General features: G+C 66.7%; 25 protein-coding genes. 15 read left to right on the top strand and 10 right to left on the bottom strand.

Translation table 11 applies throughout. The features are described from left to right. Positions 1 to 59 precede the first annotated feature (59 nt). A complete protein-coding gene (locus AC5Y7D_RS07595; protein ID WP_499922769.1) occupies positions 60 to 1,787 on the top strand; it encodes a hypothetical protein in 1,728 nt (575 codons plus the stop codon). Beyond that, a complete protein-coding gene (locus AC5Y7D_RS07590; RefSeq protein ID WP_499923150.1) occupies positions 1,769 to 3,169 on the top strand; it encodes a CHAT domain-containing protein in 1,401 nt (466 codons plus the stop codon). Before AC5Y7D_RS07595 ends, AC5Y7D_RS07590 begins: the two co-directional genes overlap by 19 nt. Here AC5Y7D_RS07590 and AC5Y7D_RS07585 read toward each other — a convergent pair whose 3' ends face one another. Continuing rightward, the gene (locus AC5Y7D_RS07585) at positions 3,170 to 3,580 is read right to left on the bottom strand and encodes a hypothetical protein (RefSeq protein WP_499922767.1); all 411 of its coding nucleotides are present in this window, start codon (positions 3,578 to 3,580) and stop codon (positions 3,170 to 3,172) included. Positions 3,581 to 3,625: 45 nt separating this feature from the next. Here AC5Y7D_RS07585 and AC5Y7D_RS07580 point away from each other — a divergent pair, with 45 nt between their 5' ends. From AC5Y7D_RS07580 to AC5Y7D_RS07550, 7 genes are all read left to right on the top strand, one after another. After that, positions 3,626 to 4,954, top strand: coding sequence for a hypothetical protein (locus AC5Y7D_RS07580; RefSeq protein ID WP_499922766.1), 1,329 nt, complete (start codon positions 3,626 to 3,628; stop codon positions 4,952 to 4,954). Then, a complete protein-coding gene (locus AC5Y7D_RS07575; protein ID WP_499922765.1) occupies positions 4,951 to 6,078 on the top strand; it encodes a hypothetical protein in 1,128 nt (375 codons plus the stop codon). The genes AC5Y7D_RS07580 and AC5Y7D_RS07575 overlap by 4 nt, the downstream gene beginning before the upstream one ends. A gap of 42 nt (positions 6,079 to 6,120) precedes the next feature. Then, the gene (locus AC5Y7D_RS07570) at positions 6,121 to 7,179 is read left to right on the top strand and encodes an NAD(P)H-dependent amine dehydrogenase family protein (protein WP_499922764.1); all 1,059 of its coding nucleotides are present in this window, start codon (positions 6,121 to 6,123) and stop codon (positions 7,177 to 7,179) included. Between the two features lie 10 nt (positions 7,180 to 7,189). Further along, a complete protein-coding gene (locus tag AC5Y7D_RS07565) occupies positions 7,190 to 7,411 on the top strand; it encodes a CsbD family protein (protein ID WP_499922763.1) in 222 nt (73 codons plus the stop codon). A gap of 77 nt (positions 7,412 to 7,488) precedes the next feature. Beyond that, positions 7,489 to 7,662 (top strand): CsbD family protein, encoded by a 174-nt coding sequence (locus AC5Y7D_RS07560; protein ID WP_499922761.1) that lies wholly within the window; start codon positions 7,489 to 7,491, stop codon positions 7,660 to 7,662. 137 nt (positions 7,663 to 7,799) lie between these two features. Next, positions 7,800 to 8,492 (top strand): cutinase family protein, encoded by a 693-nt coding sequence (locus AC5Y7D_RS07555; protein ID WP_499923147.1) that lies wholly within the window; start codon positions 7,800 to 7,802, stop codon positions 8,490 to 8,492. 44 nt (positions 8,493 to 8,536) lie between these two features. Next, positions 8,537 to 9,523, top strand: a complete 987-nt coding sequence (locus tag AC5Y7D_RS07550) for an NAD-dependent epimerase/dehydratase family protein (RefSeq protein ID WP_499922760.1) — start codon at positions 8,537 to 8,539, stop codon at positions 9,521 to 9,523. A 50-nt stretch (positions 9,524 to 9,573) separates the two neighbouring features. Here the strand turns inward: AC5Y7D_RS07550 and AC5Y7D_RS07545 are convergent, their stop codons facing one another. Next, positions 9,574 to 9,708, bottom strand: a complete 135-nt coding sequence (locus AC5Y7D_RS07545; RefSeq protein WP_499922758.1) for a hypothetical protein — start codon at positions 9,706 to 9,708, stop codon at positions 9,574 to 9,576. Between the two features lie 23 nt (positions 9,709 to 9,731). Next, complete coding sequence (locus AC5Y7D_RS07540) at positions 9,732 to 10,118, bottom strand: PPOX class F420-dependent oxidoreductase (protein ID WP_499922757.1); 387 nt, start codon at positions 10,116 to 10,118, stop codon at positions 9,732 to 9,734. A gap of 228 nt (positions 10,119 to 10,346) precedes the next feature. Here AC5Y7D_RS07540 and AC5Y7D_RS07535 point away from each other — a divergent pair, with 228 nt between their 5' ends. Beyond that, positions 10,347 to 11,750, top strand: coding sequence for a wax ester/triacylglycerol synthase family O-acyltransferase (locus AC5Y7D_RS07535; RefSeq protein ID WP_499922755.1), 1,404 nt, complete (start codon positions 10,347 to 10,349; stop codon positions 11,748 to 11,750). Here the strand turns inward: AC5Y7D_RS07535 and AC5Y7D_RS07530 are convergent. After that, positions 11,714 to 12,496: an SDR family NAD(P)-dependent oxidoreductase gene (locus AC5Y7D_RS07530; protein WP_499922753.1), complete on the bottom strand. Its 783-nt coding sequence runs from the start codon at positions 12,494 to 12,496 to the stop codon at positions 11,714 to 11,716. The genes AC5Y7D_RS07535 and AC5Y7D_RS07530 overlap by 37 nt on opposite strands. Before the next feature lie 65 nt (positions 12,497 to 12,561). Then, positions 12,562 to 13,587, bottom strand: a complete 1,026-nt coding sequence (gene ligD / locus AC5Y7D_RS07525) for a non-homologous end-joining DNA ligase (RefSeq protein ID WP_499922750.1) — start codon at positions 13,585 to 13,587, stop codon at positions 12,562 to 12,564. A gap of 37 nt (positions 13,588 to 13,624) precedes the next feature. Between ligD and AC5Y7D_RS07520 the strand changes: the two genes are divergently transcribed. Genes AC5Y7D_RS07520 through AC5Y7D_RS07510 form a run of 3 tightly spaced genes read left to right on the top strand, consistent with a single transcriptional unit; the run spans position 13,625 to position 15,644 of the window. Next, positions 13,625 to 14,692, top strand: coding sequence for an ATP-dependent DNA ligase (locus tag AC5Y7D_RS07520; protein ID WP_499922748.1), 1,068 nt, complete (start codon positions 13,625 to 13,627; stop codon positions 14,690 to 14,692). Between the two features lie 49 nt (positions 14,693 to 14,741). Then, positions 14,742 to 15,188, top strand: coding sequence for a hypothetical protein (locus AC5Y7D_RS07515; RefSeq protein WP_499922746.1), 447 nt, complete (start codon positions 14,742 to 14,744; stop codon positions 15,186 to 15,188). A gap of 36 nt (positions 15,189 to 15,224) precedes the next feature. Continuing rightward, positions 15,225 to 15,644, top strand: coding sequence for a hypothetical protein (locus AC5Y7D_RS07510; protein WP_499922745.1), 420 nt, complete (start codon positions 15,225 to 15,227; stop codon positions 15,642 to 15,644). Here the strand turns inward: AC5Y7D_RS07510 and AC5Y7D_RS07505 are convergent. Continuing rightward, positions 15,641 to 16,864 carry a cytochrome P450 gene (locus AC5Y7D_RS07505; protein ID WP_499922743.1) on the bottom strand — a complete coding sequence of 408 codons (1,224 nt, stop codon included), beginning with the start codon at positions 16,862 to 16,864 and terminating at the stop codon, positions 15,641 to 15,643. The two genes, AC5Y7D_RS07510 and AC5Y7D_RS07505, sit on opposite strands and share 4 nt — an antisense overlap. Before the next feature lie 72 nt (positions 16,865 to 16,936). Here AC5Y7D_RS07505 and AC5Y7D_RS07500 point away from each other — a divergent pair, with 72 nt between their 5' ends. Beyond that, a complete protein-coding gene (locus AC5Y7D_RS07500; RefSeq protein ID WP_499922742.1) occupies positions 16,937 to 18,010 on the top strand; it encodes a DUF2330 domain-containing protein in 1,074 nt (357 codons plus the stop codon). Here the strand turns inward: AC5Y7D_RS07500 and AC5Y7D_RS07495 are convergent. Together AC5Y7D_RS07495 and AC5Y7D_RS07490 are read right to left on the bottom strand one after the other, a co-directional pair. Beyond that, positions 17,993 to 18,478, bottom strand: coding sequence for an NUDIX hydrolase (locus AC5Y7D_RS07495; RefSeq protein WP_499922740.1), 486 nt, complete (start codon positions 18,476 to 18,478; stop codon positions 17,993 to 17,995). The genes AC5Y7D_RS07500 and AC5Y7D_RS07495 overlap by 18 nt on opposite strands. A 6-nt stretch (positions 18,479 to 18,484) precedes the next feature. Beyond that, positions 18,485 to 19,861 carry a WS/DGAT/MGAT family O-acyltransferase gene (locus tag AC5Y7D_RS07490; RefSeq protein ID WP_499922738.1) on the bottom strand — a complete coding sequence of 459 codons (1,377 nt, stop codon included), beginning with the start codon at positions 19,859 to 19,861 and terminating at the stop codon, positions 18,485 to 18,487. Between the two features lie 324 nt (positions 19,862 to 20,185). Here AC5Y7D_RS07490 and AC5Y7D_RS07485 point away from each other — a divergent pair, with 324 nt between their 5' ends. Continuing rightward, entirely contained in the window at positions 20,186 to 21,241 is a 1,056-nt protein-coding gene (locus tag AC5Y7D_RS07485; protein ID WP_499922736.1) for an AraC family transcriptional regulator, read from the top strand. Here the strand turns inward: AC5Y7D_RS07485 and AC5Y7D_RS07480 are convergent. Beyond that, positions 21,189 to 22,538, bottom strand: a complete 1,350-nt coding sequence (locus AC5Y7D_RS07480; RefSeq protein WP_499923144.1) for a WS/DGAT/MGAT family O-acyltransferase — start codon at positions 22,536 to 22,538, stop codon at positions 21,189 to 21,191. The two genes, AC5Y7D_RS07485 and AC5Y7D_RS07480, sit on opposite strands and share 53 nt — an antisense overlap. Before the next feature lie 119 nt (positions 22,539 to 22,657). Beyond that, positions 22,658 to 24,823, bottom strand: a 2,166-nt coding sequence (locus AC5Y7D_RS07475) for a beta strand repeat-containing protein (protein ID WP_499922734.1), incomplete at its 5' end; no start/stop codon positions are given.

The following is a 24,823-nucleotide window of genomic DNA, read 5'->3' as shown; positions in this document are numbered from 1 at the left end:
GGTCCGCAACGGCGGGCGTGCACAGCATGCCCGCCGTCCGGCGGATCTATGATGCAGCCGTGTCGATCCCGGACGATCTCGAACGCGCGCAGCAGCTGGCGTTTGCGGCCGAGGACGGCGCGGCCCGGGATCTTCTGCTTTCCCTCATGCCGCGGATCGAGCAGGCGGATCGCGATGACCTGTTGCTGGAAGTGTTCGCTCAGCTCGGTGGCGTTTACCTTGCCCGCGGCGCGAATAACGGTGTCACCGAATGCATTAAGCGGATTCTCGAGCCGTTGACGATCTATCGGGGCATCCTCGCCGGCACCCGGCCCGAGGCGGCCGGGCTGGTGCAGCTCTCGCCCACCGAAATCGCCCGTATGGTCTGTCGCTACTCGCGGCGAGCTCAGTTCCTGCAGATCGGCTTGGCCTCGGCACAGGGCGGTCACGAGCAGGCACAGACAGCGCTGCACGTGCTGGCCGAATCCGGGCTCGAATCCGACTTCCCGGAGCTGGCGCCCGAGCATGCGGACCTGCTCACCCACGCCCGCGCACTGTGCGCGTCGGCCCTATGCGACGACGACCTGCATGTGCAGTCGGTTCCCCTGTGGGAGCCGGTCCTCGATGACTTGAACCGGCGCGACGCCGGCACTGCATATGGCGACTACGTCTGGGTACTGGCGGCCACCGAATACGGAAGGTTCTGCGTCGAGACCGGTCGCCTTTCCGAGGCCGAGCCCTGGCTGCGCCGTGCCGGAGCCAGGGCACAGGCCAAGGGCTGGGAGTTGGCCTCTGCCCAAACACAATTGGAGCGGGCCGCCGCATGCTGGACGACCGGCGACCACGCCGCGACGGAGCAGTTGGTATCGGAGGCCTACACGGTGATCGCGCGGTACGCGCGGGCGCACGACGTGTCCCGCTGCTGGCTGTACCTGGGCCTGACCCGGCTGGCCAGTGGAGCCCTGGAATCCGCAGACCAGTGCTGGGAACACGCCGAACGACACTGGCGGGAACTGGGCAAACCGTTGTACCTGCACCGTATTCTGTTGCAGCGCAGCTGGATATCGATCTTCCGGGGACGCTTCGCCGAAGCGGTCGAATTGATCGCTCAGGCGCGCGAGTTGCTCGACTCGTCGCCGCGCAGCAGTTGGCTGCAGTACGCCCTGCTCGACAATCACCTCGGCACGGTGTGGCGCGCTGATGCACTCGCGGACTTAGGCTTTGATGGTTCCGGCAGTCCGGACGAGTCGCTGCAGCAGACCGAAGCGCGGCACGCCTCGTCGCTGGGGGTCCTGCGCGGCGAGGTCGGCACCCCGGAGCATCGGCGCGCTATGACCAAACTGGAGCAGGCTGCCGAATTGAAGGTACCCGCTGCGCTGGCCGTTGATTCGGTACGTTATTCGATCGCCGCCGCGGACGCACGATCCCGCTGGGCGGAGCGCGTTTCGGCACCCGTCCTGGCCAGTGCGTTCGCGGTCGCGTGGGAATGGGAGAACCCCCAACTGGTCAGCGAGCTGATTGAATACCACAGCGCCCGCGGCACTTTCAACAACGTACAGCAGTACCGCCAGGTCGGCGAATGGGAGTCGACCGCCGCCGCCCCCGCGTTCGTGGATACCGGCGACGAACTCGTGGCGGCCGGTCCCCAGGCACCGGGGGCCCGTTCGCTGACCAGGCTGGGCCCGCTGCCTCCGCTGCAGATGCAACCCGGTGCCGAACCGATCATGAGTGGCTACCGTGCGCTGGCGCTGCAACGATACGGCCGCGCCGTCACCGCGGCCGAGACCGCCTGGGCGACCTGGCCGTGAACGGACCGCAACGGCAGACATTGGTGCTGCGGTATGCCGACGTCGGGATTGCCACCTACGCGAGCTTGTGGATCGTCGGCGAGCCGTCCCGAACGGTCAACTGGGTGGTTGAGGAGCCCATTCTGTTGGCAGCCTTGGCAGAACTGACCGGCGCCCTGCCCGAGCCGTACGGTGGCGAGAGCCGCCGGGATGCCATCGAGCGGGCGCTGTCTCGTGGAGCTTTCGCGACACCGGAGACCGAACTGACGGCAGCGTACATCCTCGGCGTGCTGTTGATCGGCGCCGCCGGGTGGCAGCTGCTGGCGGAGTGCGTCGCGTCCCCACGGCCGGTGCTGTTCGTCTCCCCCAGTGCCCGCCTGGCCCGGGTGCCGTGGGGACTGCTCGCGGTGCCGAAATCGGGTCCGACCAACGAAGAGTTGGTGCGTGCCCGCCGGGAAGCCGTCACCGCCGGTGGCCGGGTCGCCGCCCGCATCCCCTGGCAACTGGCCGATGTCAGGGAGCACACCGATGGTTACCGGCTGATGGAGTTGGTCGATGTGCTGCTGGCGGTGCCGCAGAACATTGTGCATGCGCCCCGCACGCCCGCCCGGTGGCAGGCCAGACAGGCCGGCCCGCCGGTACTGATCCTGGATCCGAAGGTGCCGGGCCAGCGACCCGACTCGGCACTGGGTTCGGTGCTTGGCCGGCCTTCGGAGCACACGCAATTGGCGCGACACTTCGCAGAGTCGATGCGCCGGCACGCGGCGCTGCCGGCGGTCGGTTCCGCTGTCGAACTGTTCCGTCGTCAGGACGCGGACCGCAGGTGGCTGGCGAACCTGCTGAACCGGCATCCGAGCCGGCTCCTCTATGTCGGACACGCCAGCTCCGCCGACGGCGAGGGAGGCCAAGCCGACCGGGCCGCACTGCATCTCGCGTGCACCTCGGCCGAACCGGGTGACGCGGCGGCGATCGGGACTCATCGCCCACTGACCGCGTCGGACTTGATGTCGCTGCGGTTGCCGATGCCACCACGAGTGGCGCTGCTGGCCTGCGCATCGGGTGGCGACTATCGATTCGACGAGGCAACCGGGTTGGTGGCGGCCATGATTCTCGGGGGAGCACAGCTGGTGACCGCAACGTTGTGGTCGCTGCCCACCACCGCCGCGTTTCGGCAATTCGCAACGGCTAGCGGTGATCCGGCCAATGCCTCGACGGATACTCCCCCCGATCCGATGGCCGACCTGGTCGCCGCCGTCGATACCGCGCACGAAGATCCCGATGCCGGATGTGCCGTGAATCGTTGGCAGCGTTCGCAACTACGGCAGTGGCGGCAGGGCGCCGGTACCGCCGGCCCGTTGTTCTGGGGTGCGTTGGTCACTTTCGCTGTGGACGGCGCCCGATGATCACGCCAGCACCAGACCCGATGCCCGCACCGCCAGCTCGTCATCGGGTAGCGAAAGGTGCTCTGGTGCAGCAGGGTCGAATGCAACCAGCACCACTAGTCCGGGCCGCAGTGCCGACAGGTCAGCATCGGCGTTGTCGTGCATCAGGCGGCCGATGAAGGTGTCGCCGTGCACACTTGACACCTCTATCCAGATTTGGCGTTCTCCATCAACCGATTCCGGCTGCTCGTCGACGACGGTGCGTACCGTGCCGACCCCGACGGCGAGGCGATCCGAGCTGCGCCGCAACGCACTCGCGATCCGGCTGACCAAAACGGCGGTGATCACGACAACGGCGAGGCCGGACACCACCATCCACAACTCGTTGTTCATGCGTCCAGCTTCCAGGTGCGCATCGGCTACCGAACCCAACTTTGCGGGTACCGGATTTTTCGCCGGTGCCCCTATCCTTTGGTCATGAGCGCCGAACCGCAGGCACAGCCTGCCGTGGATGGTCGCGCGGCGGGTCAGCCCCGGCGGGCGGTGATCGACCATGCCTGGCGCGCAATCGGTCCCGGGGTCGAGGTGTTCAGCAGCGACGACGGTGGACCGTTGACCCGAACCGTCAAACGGATCATCGATCCGCTGGTCCTGCGCTTGCGATCCAATCCGCAGTTCTCCGCACCGGCCGTCAGCAGCGGCACCGCGACCGCCATGCACGATCTGATCCTCGACAACGCCGACCAATTACGTGCTGCCGCAGCCTGGTTCGAGGTACTCAAACTCGAACGCCGCAGGCTGCGGATCCGCAGCGGAAACGCGCAGGAACTGTACTTTCCGGTGTGCTTCGAGCTTGCGGTGACCAAGGGCGCGCCTACCGCGCAGGATCGCGAAGCTGCCGCCGCGGTCCTGGCCGAGGTGCACCAGGGCCGGGACCGGACCGCGATCGAGGTGCTCAACGACTATGTCGCCGACCCGCGCGTCGTAGCCACCCTGGCCGATCAGCTCGAAGCGAGCTGGCGCGACGTGCGGGCCGATGCGGCTGTCCTGGATCCGTTCCTGGCGGCGCTGGCCACGGTGCTCGGTCCGGCCAGAAGCCACACCGCCGCCACCGCCCGCCAGCGCGTGTGGTCCTCGGTGGTTGCCGACTCCACGCCGTACTGCCTCGGCGCCCTGATCCGCGTCGACGGCGCCGAACTTCCGTGGTCGATCGTCGAGTTGGGGCTGAGTTCTGCTGCACCACAACGACGGCCGCAGGTCGCCGGCGGCTCGGACGGCGATCGACCGCTGGATCGCACCGTGGTGGACCGGGTTCGTTCCACACTGCGACGCGGGTTGGACCGAGACGCGCTGCCCGACGTTCCGTTGTTGTGCGAAGAAGAGGTCGACCGGGCCTGCGCGCCATGGGGCCTGCTGGCCGAGGACAAACAGGCGACGCTGGTGACCGGAATCGAAGTTGCGAGCGAGCTGGCGCCGCTGGACCGCACCATCGCCAGTCGCTATGCCTTGGCCGCGCAGATTCAGGCGCGGCTGCGCAAGGAGGCCTACGTCCTGCACGCCCGGCGGTATCTCGCGGACGGCGGGCCGATCCATCCGCGCCAGCAGCAGGTCGTCGACGACCTGGCCCGTTATCCGCAGCCCTATCTGAGCAGGCTGTGGGCCCGGCTGCACGGCCGGGATGTCTGGCAGGAGCCCTGCGAGGATGTCGACGAGGTGCGGTCGCTACTGGAGGGCGTGGCCAGATCGGTCAGCCTGGACCACCGGCAGCGGATCAAGTCGATGCTCGAATTGCAGGTGGCCGGATGAGATCGATCAACGCCCTCGACCAGCCCTTGCCGCTCGTCGCGGTGCTCGAGGTCAGCGGCGCGGTGTTGTGCTGGATCGTGGACGATCCGGCCGGTGCGGACGCCGCGCAGATCAGCTTCACCGACCCCGCCCGCGCGGACTGGTTGTGGCGCGTGATCGGACAGTCCGGGCACCTCGCCCTGTTGTCGGCGGCCGACGCAGCACCCGTCGATGAACTCGTAGATGTCCCGGGTTTCGACGGCACGGCCATCACGCCCGGGTCGCTGGCGCCGTTGCGCCGGCTGGCACTCGGCCACTGGCTGCGCCGCTGGTGGCCCGCCAGCCGGCGAGACGGCATCCCGACCCTAGACCGGGCCCTGCTCGATGTCGAAGTGGCCCTGCTGACGGTGGAGGCACAGAATTTCTTCACCGATGACACCCTGGATTCCGACGTGACCGAACTGCTCGCCCCGCACGCCGCGGCACTGATCGGGCATGCACTAGCCGACGATCGGCGGGTACGGGGACTGGTCCGGGCCGGTTCGGAGCTGGCCGAAGAGGTCGGCCTGGATGGTGGTGTCTGGACGGAACTAGCTGCGGCAGTTGACGATTCAGGTGCCGGCCAGACCACGGCAAGTGGCTACCGTGATGACTATGCGCTGGCCGCCGGTTCGACGGGGGGTCCCCGTTCGGCCGCGGCGATCGGGCAGGGTGTCGCATCGATCAACTGGGGAGCGGTGCCGCCGGGAATTTTCGACGCGGCCGAGGACACCGTCGACTGGAGCGTCGAAGCAGCCGGTCCGGAGGTGGTCGCCGTGGTACGCGCCGACGTCATCGGGCCCGTACCGGCCACCGACGTCGCGGTACGTGTGCAGTCCGGAGAGGTCGCGGGCGCCGCAGCGCTGGATGCCGGCGGCCGGGCCACCGTGCCCCTGCTCGACGCCCGGCGGCACGAGTTGACGGAATCGGCTGCCTGGAATCACGATTGGCCGGCTACCGAAGTGATCATCGGGGCCGCGATAGCGGAGGCGGCGGAACCACGTGCGGCCCGCGACCGCGTCCGCAGCTGGGTGCGCGCGCGACTGGACCAACCGCCACCCGACGCCTACCTGGCCGAGATCCTGGCGAGCGAATCGGCCTACTAGGCGCCACTAGGCCACCCACCCTCGGTTCCCTATGCTGAGCGAGTGCCCAACAAGTATCGCGTCGTGCAATGGACGACCGGAAACGTCGGAAAGAGCTCGTTGCGGTCGATCGTCGCCAACACCCAGTTCGAGCTGGTCGGGTGTTATGCGTGGTCGCCCGCGAAAGTCGGTCGCGACGCCGGGGAGCTGGTCGGCATCGACCCCGTCGGGGTGGCCGCCACCAACGATGTCGAGGCGCTACTGGCCCAGAAACCGGATTGCGTGATCTATAACCCGATGTGGATCGACGTCGACGAATTGGTCCGCATTCTGTCGGCGGGCGTGAACGTGGTGACGACGGCTTCGTTCATCACCGGACACAACCTGGGCGACGGCCGTGACCGGATCGTGGCCGCCTGCCGGCACGGCGGCTCGACGATGTTCGGGTCCGGGGTCAGCCCGGGCTTCGCCGAGCTGCTGGCCATCGTCTCGGCGATGGTCTGCAACCGCGTGGACAAGATCACCGTCAACGAGGCCGCCGACACCACCTTCTACGACTCGCCGGACACCGAACGGCCGGTGGGTTTCGGTCAGCCTATCGACAACCCGGGGCTGGCGCGGATGGCCGAGAAGGGCACCGCGATTTTCGGGGAGGCGGTTCGGCTGGTCGCCGACGCCCTCGGCGTGGAGCTCGACGAGATCCGGTGCGTGCCCGAATTCGCCCAAACCACAGCGGATCTCGAGATGGCGTCCTGGACCATTCCAGCGGGTTGCGTCGCGGGCGTGTACATCAGCTGGCAGGGCATCGTCGGTGACCGTGCCGTCGTCGACCTCAACGTGCGGTGGCGCAAAGGACAGACGCTGGAACCCGACTGGAAGATCGACCAGGACGGCTGGGTCATCCAGATCGACGGGCAGCCCACGGTGACCACAAAGGTCGGCTTCCTGCCGCCGCCGTACTTTCAGGCCACGACCTTGGCCGAATTCATGGCGCTCGGTCAGATCATGACGGCGATGCCCGCGATCAACGCCATCCCGGGCGTCGTCGCCGCCGCGCCCGGAATCGTCACGTATGCCGATCTGCCGCTGACGTTGCCGCGGGGCACGGTTCCTGCCGGTTAGTCTCCTGGGAGTGAAGCTGCCCGTCAGCGGGTATGCACCGGATATGGCTACCAACAATCGATTAAGCAACGCGGCCAGGTACTGGGGCGGCAGGGCCAAGGAAACTGTCGGCCGACTCTCCGGCAACCGGCGTACCCGCCGAGAAGGCAAAATGGATCAGGTGAAGGCGAACCTCAAGGACACCGGCCTGGATGTCCGAAACGCATTACGGCGCCGTCGGGCGCGGTACTGAAGTCACGGGTTTCGCAACCCGCGTCTGCCGGGTACCCGTAGCCGTCAGGCAATAAGCGAACAAGGAGCCGGATCCGTATGAGCGCCACAGACAAGGCAAAGAACAAGATCGAGGACATCGGCGGCAAGGCGAAAGAAGCCGTCGGCCGGGCCACCGGTGACCGGAGTACCGAGAACGAAGGCCGCGGCGACCAAGCCAAGTCCAGTCTGAAGGACGCCGGCGAGAAGGTGAAGGACGCCTTCAAGAAGTAAGTGCGCTGAGCTGCAATCTTTTCCGACTAGTGGGGTTGCAGCGACCACAAAGCTGTCCCGCGCGGTTCGGTCGAATCCGCTTGGGACAGCTTTGTTTTGATTGAGCGGTGAAGGATGTTCCCATGAAGCCACGAATCATGCGGTGGACTCGGCGGCCGGCTGCGGCCGCCGGAATCGCAGCGACGGTGAGTACCTCCGTGCTGCTGGGTGTTCCGGCTCCGTCGGCGGCTGCCGAACCATGTCCTGACGTCGAAGTGGTGTTCGCGCGCGGGAGCGGTGAGGCGCCGGGCGTCGGCGGTATCGGAGCAGCCTTCGTCGAGGCCCTGCGGTCGAGAATCGGAGCCCGGTCACTGGGGGTGTATGCGGTCAATTATCGAGCCGGCACCGATTTCTCCAACCCGGACTTCCCGGTGAGTGTCATCGACGGAATTCGTGACGAGGGGGCCCACCTGCAGTCGATGACGACGAACTGCCCGAGAACCAGGGCGGTCGTGGGCGGATACTCGCAGGGCGCCGCCGTTTCCGGTTTCGTCACCTCCGCTGCCGTACCGCCCGGCGTGCCCGCCGCAGCGGTGCCCGCTCCGTTGTCGCCGGAGGTGGCCAACCACGTCGCGGCGGTGGTCATGTTCGGCACTCCGTCGGATCAGTTGCTGAGCCGGTACGGGGCGCCACCGATCGTCATCGGCCCGTCATACCAACCCAAGACGCTCGAGCTGTGCGCACCGGGTGACGGCATCTGCGGTGCCGGCAGCAGCCCGGTGGCACACACTTCCTACCCGGTCAACGGCCAAGTCGATCAGGGGGCCGACTTCGCCGCCGGCCGGCTCTAGCCCCGGCGCGCGAGCGTTCGAGCCTGCATTGGAGAATCGCACCCATGCGCGTACTGGTAACCGGTGGCACCGGATTTGTCGGCGGATGGACCGCGAAGGCGATTGCCGATGCGGGTCACTCCGTCCGCTTCCTGGTGCGAACACCGGCGAAGCTGAAGACATCGGTGGGCGCACTCGGCGTGGATGTGTCGGACTACGTCGCGGGCGACATCAAAGACCGGGACTCGGTGCGCGAGGCCCTTACCGGGTGCGACGCCGTGGTGCACAGCGCCGCGCTGGTGGCCACGGATCCGCGTCAGGCTCCGGAAATGCTGAGCACCAACATGCAGGGCGCCGGAAATGTTCTGGGGCAAGCGGTGCAACTCGGCCTCGACCCGATCATCCATGTATCGAGTTTCACGGCTCTGTTTCATCCCGACCTGGACACGCTGTCGGCGGACCTGCCCGTCGTCGGGGGCACCGATGGCTACGGAACGTCCAAGGCGCAGGTGGAAATCTATGCCCGCGGCCTGCAGGACGCCGGGGCGCCGGTGACGATCACCTACCCGGGGATGGTGCTGGGCCCCCCGGTCGGCGACCAGTTCGGTGAGGCCGGTGAAGGTGTGCGGGCCACGCTGCAGATGCATGCGATCCCGGGCCGCGATGCCGCCTGGTTGATCGTCGACGCCCGAGACCTGGCCGCCCTGCACGTGGCGCTGCTGGAGTCCGGGCGCGGACCCCGCCGGTACATGGCCGGCGGACACCGGGTGCCGGTGACGGAACTGGCCAAGATGCTGCGCCAGGTCGCCGACACCCCCATGATCGCGGTCCCGATCCCCGACACCGTCCTTCGGGTGGCCGGCAGTGTGCTGGATCTCGCTGGGCCTTATCTGCCCTTCGACAACCCGGTCACCGGCGCCGGCATGCAGTACTACACGCAGATGCCGAAATCCGACGATTCGCCCAGCGAGCAGGAACTGGGCATCACCTATCGGGATGCTCGTGACACTGTGGCCGACACGGTCGCGGCCTTCCGGAAGGTCAGCGGATAAGTGCCGCCGGGCCCGGGTGGCGCGGCTCGCCGAGCGAAATTGCGCAGCGCCTAGAGGTCGGGAGGTTCCACGGTTTCCGGGCCCGGTGGGGCGTTGTTCAGCCATCTACGGAGCCGAAGCAGCCCGTTGATGACGATGCCCAGTCCCAGCAACACCAAGATCACCAGGACGATTGCAGTGGTCACCACTCCATGGTGACAGCTCTCGCTCAGGTGGCCGGGCGAACCTCCAGCCCGACATGCACCTTGTCGATACCGCCGCGCACGATCGAGTGGGGCAGAAACCACCAGGCGTGATACCAGTACCGCCGCAAGACCGCGTTGTAGACCTGTCGCGTTTCGGACTTCGGCAGGACGCGGGCGACGGCCTCGACTTCGTCACTCTTCGGTTTGCCCAGTGCCCCGCTCTTGGCGATCGTCACCCGCGGAGTGTTGCGGATTCGCTTGACTTTCCACGATTCGTCGTCGGTGATGACGAGCAACCGGTCGCCGTCCGGCACGCCCCAGATAGCGGTCGGCTTGGGCCGACCATCCTTGGTGAAGGTCGTCAGCAGCAGGTACTTGGACTTGATGACATCTTTGAATCCGACCGCCACGATTTCCTCCCGGTGCGATTTTGAGCGTAAAGATACCCGCCCCGGTCGGCACGGAAACGGAGGTGCCGGTTCACGGCATCGACTCGGCTCAGCCGATGTGCCCACGAAACGCACGGCCTTGCCCGGCGCCGCCGACAATAGTGACTTAGGAATGCGCAAGCAGGGCCCAAATGCCCTCGTGGCGATTGTCCGGTGCGCGCAGCATCTCAGCTAAACAGGAGATGCGTCATGACCAAACCGATTCCGCCGCTGGACCTTTCCTGGCTGCTGATCGAGTCGCCGGGCAGCACGACCCACGTCGGCGCGATGCTGCTGTTCAAGAAGCCGACCGGCCACAAGTACCTGGTGCGCGAGGTCGTGGACGCGTACCGGGGTTGTTCGCCGCAGCCGCCGTTCAACTACATCCCGGAACTACTGAGCCGGGGCGGTCCGCATTTCCGCGAGGTCGACGACTGGGATCCGCACTATCACGTCGAGCACCTCGCGCTGCCCGCCGGGGCGTCCTACGACGACCTGCTCCGACTGGTCGCCGACCTGCACGAGGCTCAACTCGACCGGAGCCGGCCGCTGTTTCGCTGTTGGGTGATCGATGGACTGCCGGACGGAATGTTCGCCGTCTACACCAAGACTCATCACTGCATCATCGACGGCGAGTCCGGACTGAAGCGGCTCTACGACGGCCTGAGCACTTCCGCTGAGCCCACCATTCCCACGCCCGCGTTCGCACTCGAAGTGCCGCCTCCGGCACCCCACCCGCCGACGCCCATCCTCGGCCGAATCACGGACTCGATCCGCGGCGCAATCACCACGGTCGAAACGCTCAACCAGGTTTCGGTGAGCGCGTTGCGCAAGGTGTTCGCCGGTCTCGTGGGAGCCCATCTCGAAGGCAGCATGCCGTTCGCGGCGCACCACGCACCCACCAACGAGCCACTCAAAATCGGGCGCAGCTTCGCGACCCTGTCGCTTCCGCTCGAGGAGATGCATGACGTCGGCCGGCACTTCGGGGCCACTCTCAACGACGTCGCGGTCAGCGTCGTCGACGCGGGACTGCATGCCTATCTGCGCGAGACTGGACGCGCCTTCGGCCACCCGCTGATCGCGATGTGCCCGGTTTCGCTGCGCGCCGGCGACGACACGGCGATCGGCACCCGGGTGTCGGCGCTGTTCGTGCGCCTCGGTGAACCCTGCGCCGAGATGTCGGACCGGATCCGCCAGGTGACGACCTCAGTGGCCGCCGCGAAGAAGGAACTGGCCGCCATGTCGAAGGAGGCGGCGATGACCTACGCCGTCGGACTGGTCGCGCTCGCCGGGGTGGGCGCGTCCACGCACCTGGACCGCGTGGCGCACCCGGCATGCAACCTGGTGATCTCCAACGTGGCAGGCGTCAAGGAGCCCCGCTATCTCAACGGTGCCCGGCTGATGGGCATCTACCCGGTCTCCGCGCTGGCGGCGTCAATCGGGCTCAACGCCACCTTGGCGTCTTATCACGACAGCATGAACTTCGGTTTCGTCGGCAACGCCGCGGTGTTCGACGACATCTCGCAACTCGCCCACCACACGCTGCAGGCCTACCAAGAGCTGAAGAAGGCCGCCGCTCACAACGTGCCGACAAACCCGCCATCGATGCGGTAGTCGGCTCCGTTGATGTTGCCGGCACGGTCGCTGGCGAGAAAGACGACGAGGTCGGCCACTTGCTGCGGAGTAGTGAAGCGCCCGGTCGGAGTGTCTTCCAGGATGGCGGTCAGGACGTCGTCGGCGGGTTCCCCGTTGGCCGCGGCCAATCCTTCCGCTAGGCCCCCCACTGTCCATTTCTCGGTCAGCACGAGCCCCGGGCTGATCGAGTTGACCCGGATATTGAAGGGGCCCAACTCTTTCGACAGCGCCTTGGCCAGATTGGTGACGGCGGCCTTGGTGGCGCAGTAGTCGTAGGTCACCGGGCCGGGGTAGTACGCGTTGATGGAACCGATGACGACGACGACTCCGCCGCCGCGCCGCTGCATCTCCGGCAGCGCCGCGCGGGTGGGCCGCACGATGCCCATCATGTTCAGATCCCAGGACGCCTGCCACTGCTCGTCGGTGATGCCCGCGAACCCCTCCGGGCGGGCGGTGGCCCCGCCGACGTTGTTGACCAGGATGTCGACCCCACCCCGGCGGGCGGCGGCGGCGATCAGCTCCTCGGCCTCATTGGGCCGGGACAAGTCCACCGATACGTACGTCACCTGCCCGGCCTCTTCCAAGGCCGGCAGTTCCTTGCCGGGCGTTCGGGACCCGGCCACCACATGAGCCCCGGCACCGACCAGAGCTTTGGTCACCGCCAGTCCGATGCCCTTGCTCGCTCCGGTGACGACGGCGGTCTTCGCCGCCAGATGTAGATCCATCTCACCCGCCTCGCAAGAGTCCGGCTCACAGGATAAGCGTGGACCGGCCGGCGCAACCGGTTATCTCACTTCTTGCGGTCGGTGTCCCGGGAAGGCTGCACCCGCTTGGGCTCGCCCGGCATCTTCGGGTAGTTCGGCGGATAGGGCATGTCGCCCAGTCCGCGCTCCGCGTCGGCCTCGACCATGTCCAGCAACACCGCGATCGACTGGGCGTCCCCGTCCATCCCGGCCCACGGGTCTTCGCGGCGCGCGACCAGGTCGGGAACCGTGGCCATGGTGTAGTCGTCGGGGTCGGCACCGGACAAGTCCGCCCAGCTCAGCGGTGTCGACACGGTCGCGATCGGGGTGCGTCGAACCGAGTACGGCGAGGCCATGGTGCGGTCGCGGGCGTTCTGATTGAAGTCGAGAAAGATTCGTTTGCCCCGCTCTTCCTTCCACCACGAGGTGGTGACCGCCTCGGGTGCCCGCCGTTCGACCTCACGCGCCAGCGCGATACCCGCCCGGCGCACCTGAATGAAGTCCCAATCGGTGGCGATCCGCAGGAACACATGCACGCCGCGTCCCCCCGAGGTCTTGGCATAACCCGTCAATCCGAGTTCGTCGAGCAGCGGCCGCAACACCTCCACAGCGACCGTGCGCGCTTCCTCGAAACCGGTGCCCGGCTGCGGGTCCAGGTCGATGCGCAACTCGTCGGGATGTTCGGTGTCGGGGCACCGCACCTGCCACGGGTGCAACGTGACGGTGCCCATTTGCGCCGCCCACACGATCGCCGCGGGATGGGTGACCTTCAGCGCATCCGCAGTGCGGCCGGACGGGAACGTCACCCGACAGGTCTGCAGGTAGTCGGGATGGTGCTGCGGCACCCGCTTCTGGTAGATCTCCTCGCCGTCGATGCCGTCGGGGAAGCGCTGCAAGTGGGTGGGACGGTCGCGCAGCGCGGCCAGCATCGGGCCCTTGGACACGGCGGCGTAATAGTCGATCAACTGCCCCTTGGTGCCGTTGGCGCCGAGTTTCGGGAAGTAGATCTTGTCGCGATTGGTCACCCGGACGGCGATGCCGTCGACGTCGAGTTCTTCTGCTGCAGCAGCCATATCCACAGTCCAGCATGCCGCACGCCAGAATGAAGCAATGGACTTACCCGTGATGCCGCCGGTCTCGCCGATGTTGGCCAAGTCAGTCAAGGCGATCCCGCCGGACGCGTCGTATGAGCCCAAGTGGGACGGCTTCCGCTCCATCTGCTTCCGCGACGGCGACGAGGTCGAGCTGGGAAGTCGCAACGAGCGGCCGATGACACGCTACTTCCCGGAGCTGGTCGCGGCCATCCGCGCAGAACTGCCGCTGCGCTGCGTGATCGACGGCGAGATCGTCATCGCGACGGACCGGGGCCTGGACTTCGAGGCGCTACAACAACGCATCCACCCCGCCGATTCGCGGGTGCGGATGCTGGCGCAGCAGACCCCGGCCTCCTTCATCGCGTTCGACCTGCTGGCATTGGCCGACGACGACTACACCAGGCGCCCGTTCAGCGAGCGCCGCGCCGCTCTGGTCGAAGCGCTCGACGAGTCGGGGCCCGCCGTCCACGTCACGCCCGCGACCACCGACCGGGCGGTCGCGCAGCGCTGGTTCGAAGAGTTCGAGGGCGCCGGGCTGGACGGCGTAATCGCCAAGCCGCTGACCGTCACCTACCAGCCGGACAAACGCGTGATGTTCAAGATCAAGCACGAGCGCACTGCCGACTGCGTGGTAGCGGGCTACCGGGTCCACAAATCCGGCCCGGACGCGATCGGGTCGTTGCTGCTCGGGCTGTACCAGGACGACGGACAACTCGCTTCGGTCGGAGTGATCGGTGCCTTTCCGATGGCCGAGCGCAGGCGACTGTTCACCGAGTTGCAGTCGTTGGTGAGCGGCTTCGACGACCATCCGTGGAACTGGGCGGCGCACGAGGCCGGCGAACGGACTCCGCGCAAGAACGAGTTCTCGCGGTGGAACGCGGGCAAAGACCTCTCGTTCGTACCGCTGCGACCCGAGCGGGTGGTCGAAGTCCGTTACGACCACATGGAGGGTGCGCGGTTCCGCCACACCGCTCAGTTCAGCCGGTGGCGCCCCGACCGCGACCCACGCTCATGCACCTACGACCAGCTCGACCAACCCCTCACCTGCAGCCTGGGCGACATCGTGCCCGGACTGGGTACCTAGCTTCCCGGCGGATGCCGTCGACGACGAACACTGCCCTTAAGATGTCGAAATGCTGAACGTGTCCGCACTGTTCGTCCCGGGTAGTGCCGCGTTCGACCAGCAGGGCGCCATCAACGCCACGTGCATCCCGATGGCGTGGTTTCAGGTCGATCAAATGCCTTTGTGGGCAACGGTTCCGGTAGTGCTGGTGGTGCATGCTCCGGCGGGTGGAGACTACGACCCCGAAATCCATGTCGTGTGCAAGGACCCGGCCGGAACTCCGCGCGGGTCGCTGCGGGCAGCGTGGCACTGGCCGGATGACGGAAACCGCGCTTCCAAATACCGGTGCTTCACGCAGGAACTCTCCTTCCCGGTGCAGACCGAGGGCGAGTACACCCTGGGCGTCTACTACGACGCCGAGGGCAAGTTCGAGCTGTCCACACCGGTGCCGATGTCGATCCTGTTGGCCGAGCCGGAGCAGCCCGGCGGGGAAACTTTCGCCGAGCCCACCGAATAGGCAGGCACAGCCGCCCGTCGCCCTTAAGATGTCGTGATGCATGTAGCCGCATTGCTCGTGGCGGGCTCCGCCAACATCGACGACTCCGCCATCGACGCGACACGCGTGCCGATCACCAGCTATGAGGTCAACCAGACCCCGGTATGGCTGACGGTCCCGCTTGTCCTGGTGGTCCACGCACCCGCCGGCGGTGATTTCGATCCCGAGTTGTTCGTCGTCTGCAAAGACCCCGGCGGCACGATCCGCGGCACCGTCCGTTCGGCCTGGCAGTGGCCGGACGAGGACAGGCCCTCCAAGTACCGGTGCTTCACACCGCAGCTTTCGTTCGCCATCGAGACCACGGGCGAGTACACCATCGGCGTCTACCAGGACGCCGAAGCCCTCCGGCCGATCGCCACTCCGATACCGCTGATGATCAACATGGCCGGCAGCAGTCCGGGACGCAACGGCACCTAGACCGCGACGGTCAGCGCCGACAACCCGCGCAGGGTGACGTTCGGCTTGTAGGACGGTTCGCCGGCCAGTCGGGCCTGCGGGAAGCGGGCGGTCAGTGCCGACAATGCTGCGGTGGCTTCCAGCCTGGCCAGCGGCGCACCCAGGCAATAATGAACGCCGCGTCCGAACCCCAAGTGCCGCAACGTCCCTCGCCCCGGGTCGAAGGTGTCGGGCCGATCATATTCGGCGGGATCCCGGTGGGCGGCGGCCAACAGCAACATCATGATGTCACCGTCGGACACCTGAGTGTCACCAATCATGATGTCGCCGAGGGCAATTCGCGTGAGTTGTTGCACCGGCGGGTCATAGCGCAGGGTTTCCTCGACAATCGCCGCCGCGCAGCCGGCGTCCGCGCCCAGTGCCGCCCACTGCCGGCCGTCGCGCAGCATCGCCAGGATGGCGTTGCCGATCAGGTTCACCGTGGTCTCATGACCGGCGACCAGCAGCAACACACAAGTCGAAACGATCTCCTCCTCTGTCAGCTGATCGCCGGACTCGTTCACCGCAACCAGCGCCGACAACAGGTCCGTCCCGGGCTTCGACCGGCGCCGCGCGATCAGTCCGTGTAGGTACTCCCGCAGTCGCGCGCCGGCATCCAGCTGCTCGTTCAGCTCGTCGGCCTGATCGCCGGTGAAAAAGGGGTCCAGCGACTTGGCGAGCACCGCCGAGGCGCGGCTGAACTGCGGCTCGTCCTCGAGCGGTACCCCGAGCAACCGGCAGATGACGGCGACCGGGAGCGGGTAGGCGAAGTCGGCGACCACGTCGAAGCTGCCCTGCTCGGCGATGCGATTGAGCAGGGCGCCTACCAGCGCGTCGATCTCCGGTTGCAGCCCGGCCACCACCTTGGGTGCGAACGCCTTGCTGACCAGCCTGCGTAGCCGGGTGTGATCGGGCGGATCGAGGAACAGGAAGCCGGGCGGTGTCTCCCTGCGCATCGACCGATCGGCCTCGGCCATCCGCCGGGCCGCCGTCGATTGCAGGTGGTCGCTGCTCGACGATGGATGGCGCAGCACGTCGTCACAGTCCCGGTAGGTCGAGAAGAGCACGAAGTTCCCGCCCGGCAGTATCAGCGGACCCCGCTCACGCAACTCGGCGCACACCGGGTACGGGTCGGCCCGGCTGGCCGGGTCCAGTAGCTGCAGCAGCAACGTCTGGGATTCGGCGGGTTCGGTGCGCGTCATGGACGCCATTGTGCCTGCGGGTTGACACCGAACGCGGTTGTCCGGGGTTGCGCACCGCGTAGCATCGGCGAGATGGCGGTGCGTCGGGTGTGCCGGTTCGGGATGTTCTTGGGAATCGTCGCCATGGTTCTCGCGGCCATGTTGCCGCTGTCGGCGCCCGGCCAAGCATGCGCCTGCGGCGCGGCAATCGCCCCGTCCGGCGGCAGCGCAACCATGAATCACGAAGTGGCGCTGGTGCATTGGAATGGCGCGACCGAGACGGTGGTGATGCAGCTGGTGCTGGACGCCACCACCGACAATGTCGCGCTGGTGGTGCCCACTCCGACGCCCGCCACCGTGGCCGCCGCCGACAAGGCCACGTTCACGGAGTTGGACCGACTCACCGCGCCGCAGATCCGCCACCAGCGGCACTGGACACTCGGCACCGGGCCCGCCTCGGCGCAAGAGGGCGCACTGGCGGGAGCCCGTGCCCCCGGTGTGGTGAGCCGGGTGCGACTGGGACCGCTGGAGGCCACCACGCTGGCCGGCGGTGACCTGGATGGCCTGCAGAAGTGGTTGGCGGACAACGGTTATGCCGTCCGGCCGGCGGTGCTGCAGGCGATGCATCCGTACGTACGCGACGGCTGGTCGTTCGTGGCGATCCGGCTGACGGGCACCGCCCCCATCGTGGGTGGACTGGATCCGGTCCGCCTGACCTTCGGATCGCCGAATCTGGTGTATCCGATGCGCCTGTCGGTCGCGGCCCCGCAGCCGCAACACGTCACCGTCTTCACGCTTTCCGATCACCGGCAGCAGCGCACCGACGCCGACAAGTCCACGCAGACAACGACGGTCGGATTCGCCGGCAGGATCCCCGGTGAGACGCCCGACCCGCTGCTGCGTGAACTGACCGCGGACCATGGCTCGTATGTGACCAAGACGCAGGTGGATATCGCCCGCCCATCGTCGATTACAACGGATTTCACGTTCGGCGACGCCGCCAACGACGATCCGTACCGGCAGGTGATCGTCCTCAACGACGACGTCGCGGTCCCGCCGGCGCTGGGGTGGCTCGCCGGATTCGCGGTGACGGTTACCGTGGCTGCGGTGGTGCTGCTGGTGGTGGTGCGGCGCAATAGGCGCCGCCGCTCAATGCCCCTCGGATAATCCCGCCAGGTCGGGATGCGCCATCAAGCGATCCAGGAAAACCCGCTGGCCCTTCAGCAGCTTGGCCCGGGCTTGCGCCACCGGAAACCAGCTCACGCGATCGACCTCGGGGAACTCCCGGACCTTGCCCGAGCCGCGCGGCCACTCCATCTCGAAGGTATTGCTGCGTGCATCGGTGGTGTCGAGGTCGGCCCGAACCGCGAAGGCCGTCACCACCTTGCCACTGGGTTGCCTGATTGGCCCGAAATCTGTTCGGGGGCCGTCGGGGACCGGCAAGCCGAGCTCTTCGGCGAATTCCCGCTGCGCCGCGGTCCAGGGGTCCTCGCCGTCGTCGTACTCCCCTTTCGGGATCGACCAGGCCCCGTCGTCCTTGCGTGCCCAGAACGGTCCGCCCGGGTGAGCGATCAGTACCTCGACCACCCCGTCGCCGGCGCGGTACAGCAGCAGACCCGCGCTCAACTTCGGCATGAACTCTCAGACCCCGAGGGCCTGCTCCAGATCCTTCAGCGACGTCTCCAGGTGCGCCAGCAACCGCTGCAGGTGCGGCACGCTGCGGCGGCACCCGACCAGCCCGAAGTCCAGGTTGCCGGCGTTGTTGACCAGGGTGATGTTGAGCGCCTGACCGTCCGGAATGTTGGAGAGCGGGTAACTCCCGTCGAGGCGGGCACCGCCGTAGTACAGCGGGTCCCCCACGCCGGGCACGTTGGAGATGACGATGTTGAACGGCGGCGGCACCGCGGACAGGAACCCGGGCACCCCCGCCAGCGCCAGCGGCGCCATGTTGAGTGCCGACAGCGCGAGCACCTGGTACGACGGCAGTTCCGCGAGCACCTTCTTGTTGCGGCGCATCGACTCGGCGATGATCTCCAGCCGCTTCGCCGGATCCTCGACGTCGGTGGCCAGGTTGCACAGGATGCTGCCCACCTTGTTGCCGCCACTGTCGGCGTCGGCTTCCGAACGCAGGCTCACCGGCACCATGGCAACCAGCGGCGCGTCCGGCAGCGCATCCCGTTCGATCAGGTAGTAGCGCAACGCGCCGGCGCACATCGCCAACACCGCGTCGTTGACCGTGACGCCCGCGGCCGCTTTGACGCCCTTGACGCGGTCCAGCGGCCACGACTGGCCGGCGCAGCGGCGGGCGCCGCCCACCTTGACGTTCAGCATGGTGTGCGGCGCGGCGAGCGGCAGCGTCAACTGCTGCTCGAACAGCGCCGCCCGAGCCAGCTTCAGGGTGGACGGGGCCACGCCGACAAGCCCTTTCACCGATCCCGCCACCTTGAACAAGGCGTTCAGCGGGTTCGACCCGCCGGATTTCGGTTTCGGCGTTCGCGGCGGTCGCGGCAGGTTCCATATCGCCTTCACCTGGGTGTCGTCGGGATCGGTCGACATCGTGCGCTGCATCAGCTTCACCGCCGACACCCCGTCGATCAGGGCGTGGTGCATCTTGGTGTACATGGCGAATCGCCCGTCGTTGAGTCCCTCGACGATGTGCAACTCCCACAACGGTCGGTGCCGGTCCAGCAGGCTGGTGTGCAGTCGCGAGGTCAGCTCGAGCAGATCGCGCACGCGTCCCGGCGACGGCAGGGCCGAGCGCCGGACGTGGTAATCGACGTCGACCTCGTCGTCGTAGGCCCAGGCGACGCGCGCGATGCCACCGCCGATCGTCGCGGGGTGCTTGCGGAACGTGGGCTGGAACTCGTCGTTGGCCACCAACTTGTCGTAGAACTCCCGGACGAATTCGGGGCCGGCGCCGTCCGGGGGCTGGAACAGCGACAGACCGCCCACGTGCAAGGGATGCTCCCGCGATTCGGTGAACAGAAACATCGAGTCGGTGGGCATCATCAGTTCCATGCCAGCTATTACACCCCGAGAATCCCACACAATGGAAAGGTGTTCTGAAATTCGGGGACGTTAGTCCCTCGGCCCGTCCCGCCGCCCGCCACGGGTAGATCGCCGCCGGCCCGGCGCTGCTTCGTTGTTCGACCGGCCGTGACCGAACAGCCGGCTGCGCTTCTGAATTTCATTGTGCGGCTGCTGCTTTGACTGTGCACCTCGTGCGGGAAGGAACGCCGATCTCGACACTGCGCGCGCACCCGATCGCGAAGGGCGACCGGAACCGCGGCAGTTTTCCTGCGACTCTTGACACCAGGGGACAACGTTTTGACAATGCGAGACATGTCCGTGGTGCGTGGGACCGCACTGTCCAACTACCCGAAGCTGGTCGCGCAATTGGGTGGCGACCCGGCCGCCCTGCTGCGATCCATCGGAATCCGGGAGCAGGATGTCGGCAACTATGACGCGTTCATTCCCATCCGGGCCACCATCAGGGCGCTTGAAACGGCCGCCGAAGTCACCGGCACACCGGATTTCGGGCGGCGACTGGCGCAGCGCCAAGGCATCGAGATGCTGGGGCCGGTGGGCGTGGCCGCACGCACCGCGGCCACGGTGGCCGATGCGCTGGCCATCTTCAGTACTTTCATGGCGGCATACAGCCCCGCGATCGTCCTCTCCATAGCGCCACTGGCCGACCCGAAACGGTCCTTCATGAGTCTCGAGTTCCTGCTCGACGAGGCCATCGCGTGTCCGCAGACGATGGAACTGGCACTCGGTGTCTCCCTGGGGGTGTTCCGCCTGCTGATGGGCGCGAACTTCACCGGCCTGTCGGTGCACCTGCCCCATGAGCCGCTCACTCCGAAAGCCCTTTACGCCAACTACTTTGGCTGTAAGACCTACTTCGCCGAACGCACCGCGGGTTTCACCGTCCGCACCGCCGACCTGGCCCGCCCACTGAACCGTGACGACCTGGCCCACCGCGCGGTCGTGGACTATCTGAGCACCATCACTCCGGTGGGTGCCGGGATCGTGGAGTCGGTGCGCACCATCGTCCGGCAGCTGTTGCCCACCGGCGCCGCGACCCTTGACGTGGTCGCTCACCAGTTCCACCTGCATCCGAAAACGTTGCAGCGCAGGCTGGCTGATCGGGGCGCCACGTTCGCGGGCCTGGTCGACGAGGTGCGCAGGGACACCGCAGACCGCTATCTGCGGACCACCGCCATCAGTCTGTCCCACCTCGCCCGCGAATTGGGTTACGCGGAACAGAGTGTGCTGACCCGCTCGTGTAAACGGTGGTTCGGCGCGGGCCCGGCGTCCTACCGCAACGAGACAGGCGGGTCACACCTCATAGCCCGACGGCTCGTTGCAGCTCCTTCAGGGACGTCTCCAGATGGCTGAGCAGCCGCTGCAAGTGCGGAACGCTGCGCCGGCATCCCACCAACCCGAAATCGAGGCGGTCCGCGGTGCTGGTCAGCGTGATGTTGAGCGCCTGCCCATTGAGCGTCAGCGACATCGGGTAGTTGCCGACCAGCCGGGCGCCGTTGAGGTACTGCGGTTCTCGGATCCCCGGCACATTCGAAATGCACACGTTGAACGGCGGCGGAGTGGCCTTGGCCAGGCCCGGCAGCGTGTTCAGCGCGGCGGGGCTCAACAGCAGCAGTGACAGTGCCAGCGCCTGCGCTCGCGGAAGTTGCGACAGCACCTTCTTGTTGTCACACATCGAGGTGTGGATGGCTTGCAGGCGTTGCGCGGGATCATCGAGGTGCGTGGCAAGATTGCACAGCACTGCCCCAACCATGTTGCCGCCGAGCGCATCTCGCTCGTTACGCAGACTCATCGGGACCATGGCCACCAGCGGCGTATCCGGCAACGCGTCGTACTCGTCGAGAAAGCCCCGCAGCGCACCGGCGCACATGGCCAGCACGACGTCGTTGAGGCTCACTCCCGCAACGTTTTTGATCTCTTTGACCCGATCCAACCCCCAGGACTGCGCGGCGCAGCGGCGCGCACCCCCGACGGCGACGTTGAGCATGGTGCGGGGCGCACCGAAGGGCAGCGTGAGTTGCTGTTCCAGCAGCGCCGCCCGCGCCACCCGCAGCGTCGACGGGGCCAGTCCGGCAACCGATCCCGCCAGGCCCCCGATCTGTCGCACCAGTCCGCGGGTCTCGGTCGCCCGCGGTGTGCGCTTGGGCACCGGGGTCCAGGTGGCGCGAAAACCCGCGTCGTCGGGGTCGGTGGACAGCGATCGCCGCATCAGCGCCAGCCCCGATACCCCGTCAACCAGAGCATGGTGCATCTTCGAGTAGACCGCCAAGCGGCCGTCCCGAAGCCCTTCGATCACGTGCGTTTCCCACAACGGACGATGCCGGTCCAGCAGATTGGCATGCAGTCGCGAGGTCAGGTCGAGCAGGTCCCGCACCCGGCCCGGGGCGGGCAGGGCGGAGCGCCGAACGTGGTAGCCGAGATCCACGTCGTCATCTGTCGACCAGCCCACATTGGTCAGCGCACCGTGAAAAGAACTGGGGCGCTTGCGGAACAGCGGGGCGACCGCGCGGCATTCCAGCATCGCCCGGTGCGTTTCCCGAGCGAACCCGCGGCCCGCCCCAGGGGGCGGCTCGAACAGTTGCAGCGCCCCGAGGTGCAGCGGATGTTCGCGTGACTCCGCCGACAAGAACAGCGCGTCGACGGGTGACATCAATTCCATGTGTGCTCCTCCCGGGTCAGCCGGTCTGGACACACTCTGCGGCACCCCCGCCTCAACTGTCTTGACGGTAGAAGACAAGTTTTTGATAGTTCAAGACAAGACGGTCGCGGCTACGGGACGTTGCTCTGGAACAAGCCTGCGATCTCTCTCCCGAAGTTTCCGATACCCGAGATTGCGGCCTCGGTCATCAGACCGAGGATGCTCGCACTGTAGAGCCCGGAGATGGTGTTGCCCACGTTGGCCCAACCCGACTGCAGGTTGCCCCAGTTCTGGAAACCGGAGTTGCCCGCGCCACCTGCGTTCAGCAGACCAGAGGTCTCGGGGAAGAGGTTTCCGAAGCCGGAGACGGCGCCGTTGGCGGCGTTGAAGAACCCGGACGCACCGCCGGCGGAGTTGAAGAAGCCCGAGGACGGGGTGGTGCCCGAGTTGAAGAATCCCGGGGGCTGCTGGTAGCCGAAACCGAACGTGAAGGGCCCCAGGGTGCCGGCACCCGCCATGTCGATGGGGTTGGTGATGTTTTCGGTGATCACCTGTGCGCCGTCGATGATGAAGATGGGTTCGATCTTGAATGCGCCCGCCGATTCGTCGAAGCTGACCGGGAACGAGATGGGTATCACGCAACCGACACCGGGGATGTAGAGGAAGCACAGCACGATCTGCAGCGTGGTGTCTATCGGGAACTCGGAGATCGTCAACCAGTCGGTGACCACCGAGTTGATCTGGGCTTCGATCGGGACGTCGATGTCGGCGTGCAGGGTGTAGTCCCAAGGGAACTCGGGGATGGTGGTCTGATAGTTGAACCCGAACAGACCTTGGTAGTCGCCTCGCCACAGTAGGCCGTTGCTGTAGTTGCCGGCGATGAAGGCGCCGGTGTTGACGTCACCGGAGTTCAGGACGCCGGTGTTGGCGTCGCCGGTGTTGAAGTAGCCCGTGTTGTAGTCGCCCTGGTTGAAGCCGCCGGTGTTGTAGTTGCCCGAGTTGAAGCTGCCGGTGTTGGTGTTGCCCGTGTTGTAGAAGCCGGTGTTGTAGTCCCCGGCGTTGCCGATGCCGGTGTTCACCGCGCCGGAGTTGAACACGCCGGAGTTGACGGCGCCCGCGTTGAACAGGCCGGTGTTGTAACGACCGGAGTTGCCGATGCCCCAGTTGCCTTCGCCGGAGTTGAACAGTCCGAAGTTGTTGGTGCCCGAGTTGAACAGACCGACATTGCCGGTGCCGGAGTTGAAACCGCCGAAGCCGGTCTGGGCGTTTCCGGTCAGGCCGATGCCGATGTTGCCCTCACCGGTGTTGCCGAAACCGATGTTGTTGACGCCGGTGTTGCCGAAGCCGACGTTGCCGTTGCCGGTGTTGCCGAAGCCGAAGTTCTGCAGCGCGGCGGACAGGCCGGGGCCCGAGTTCGCGAAGCCGATGTTGCCGCCGCCGATGTTGGCCCAACCGAAGTTACCGCTGCCGATGTTGGCACCGCCGAGGTTGTAGCTGCCGATATTGGCGTTGCCGAGGTTGAAGTCGCCCAGGTTGGCGCTGCCCAGGTTGTAGGCACCGAGGTTCGCGCCGCCCAGGTTGAGATATCCGAGGTTGGCCAGGCCCAGGTTGAAGTTGGTCGACGCCGATCCGTCGCGGAACCATCCGGACAGATCGGTGCCCACCTGGTTGAAGCCGGACAGATTGGCCGGCACGGCCGTGCCGGTGTTGAAGAAACCTGAGATGGTGTCGCCGAGGTTGGCGAACCCGGACAACGTCGACCCGTAGTTGAGCAGGCCCGAGTTGCCCACCAGTCCGGTGGCGACGTTCAAGATGCCCGAACCGCTTCCGAAGTTCATCAGACCCGAAGCACCGCCGGCACCCCAGTTCAGGAAGCCCGAGGAGAAACCGGTGCTGGCATTGAAGAAGCCCGGCATGGGTTTGACGTCGATGAGCGGGATGTAGACCGGACCGCCACCCGCCTGCAGGTTGGCGCGAATCACCGTCTGGGGGTTGAAGACCGGGTGGTAGATCGGCCCGGGGTTGCCGATCTGGATGGTCATGTTGTCGGTGCCCAGGAAGAAGATCTTCCATGGGTAATCGGGCCCCTCGGCGGTGTTGCCGCCGTGGATGATGATCGGGCCGAGGTCGATGAAAACCGCCCCGACGCTGGCACCCGTGCCCGGGATGGGCAACGGAACGAACGGCAGGTCGAGGAAACCGTCGATGAGGATCGTCGGTATCTCGACCGCAGTGATTTCGATGTTGGTGAAGTTCGCGGTGATCGGGATGTTGATCGGCGCCTCCACCGACGCCCA

It is taken from the genome of Mycobacterium sp. NGS49 (assembly GCF_059812565.1).
The sequence above is the reverse complement of the archived record's forward strand: the minus strand, read 5'-3'. Positions and strand labels throughout refer to the sequence as shown.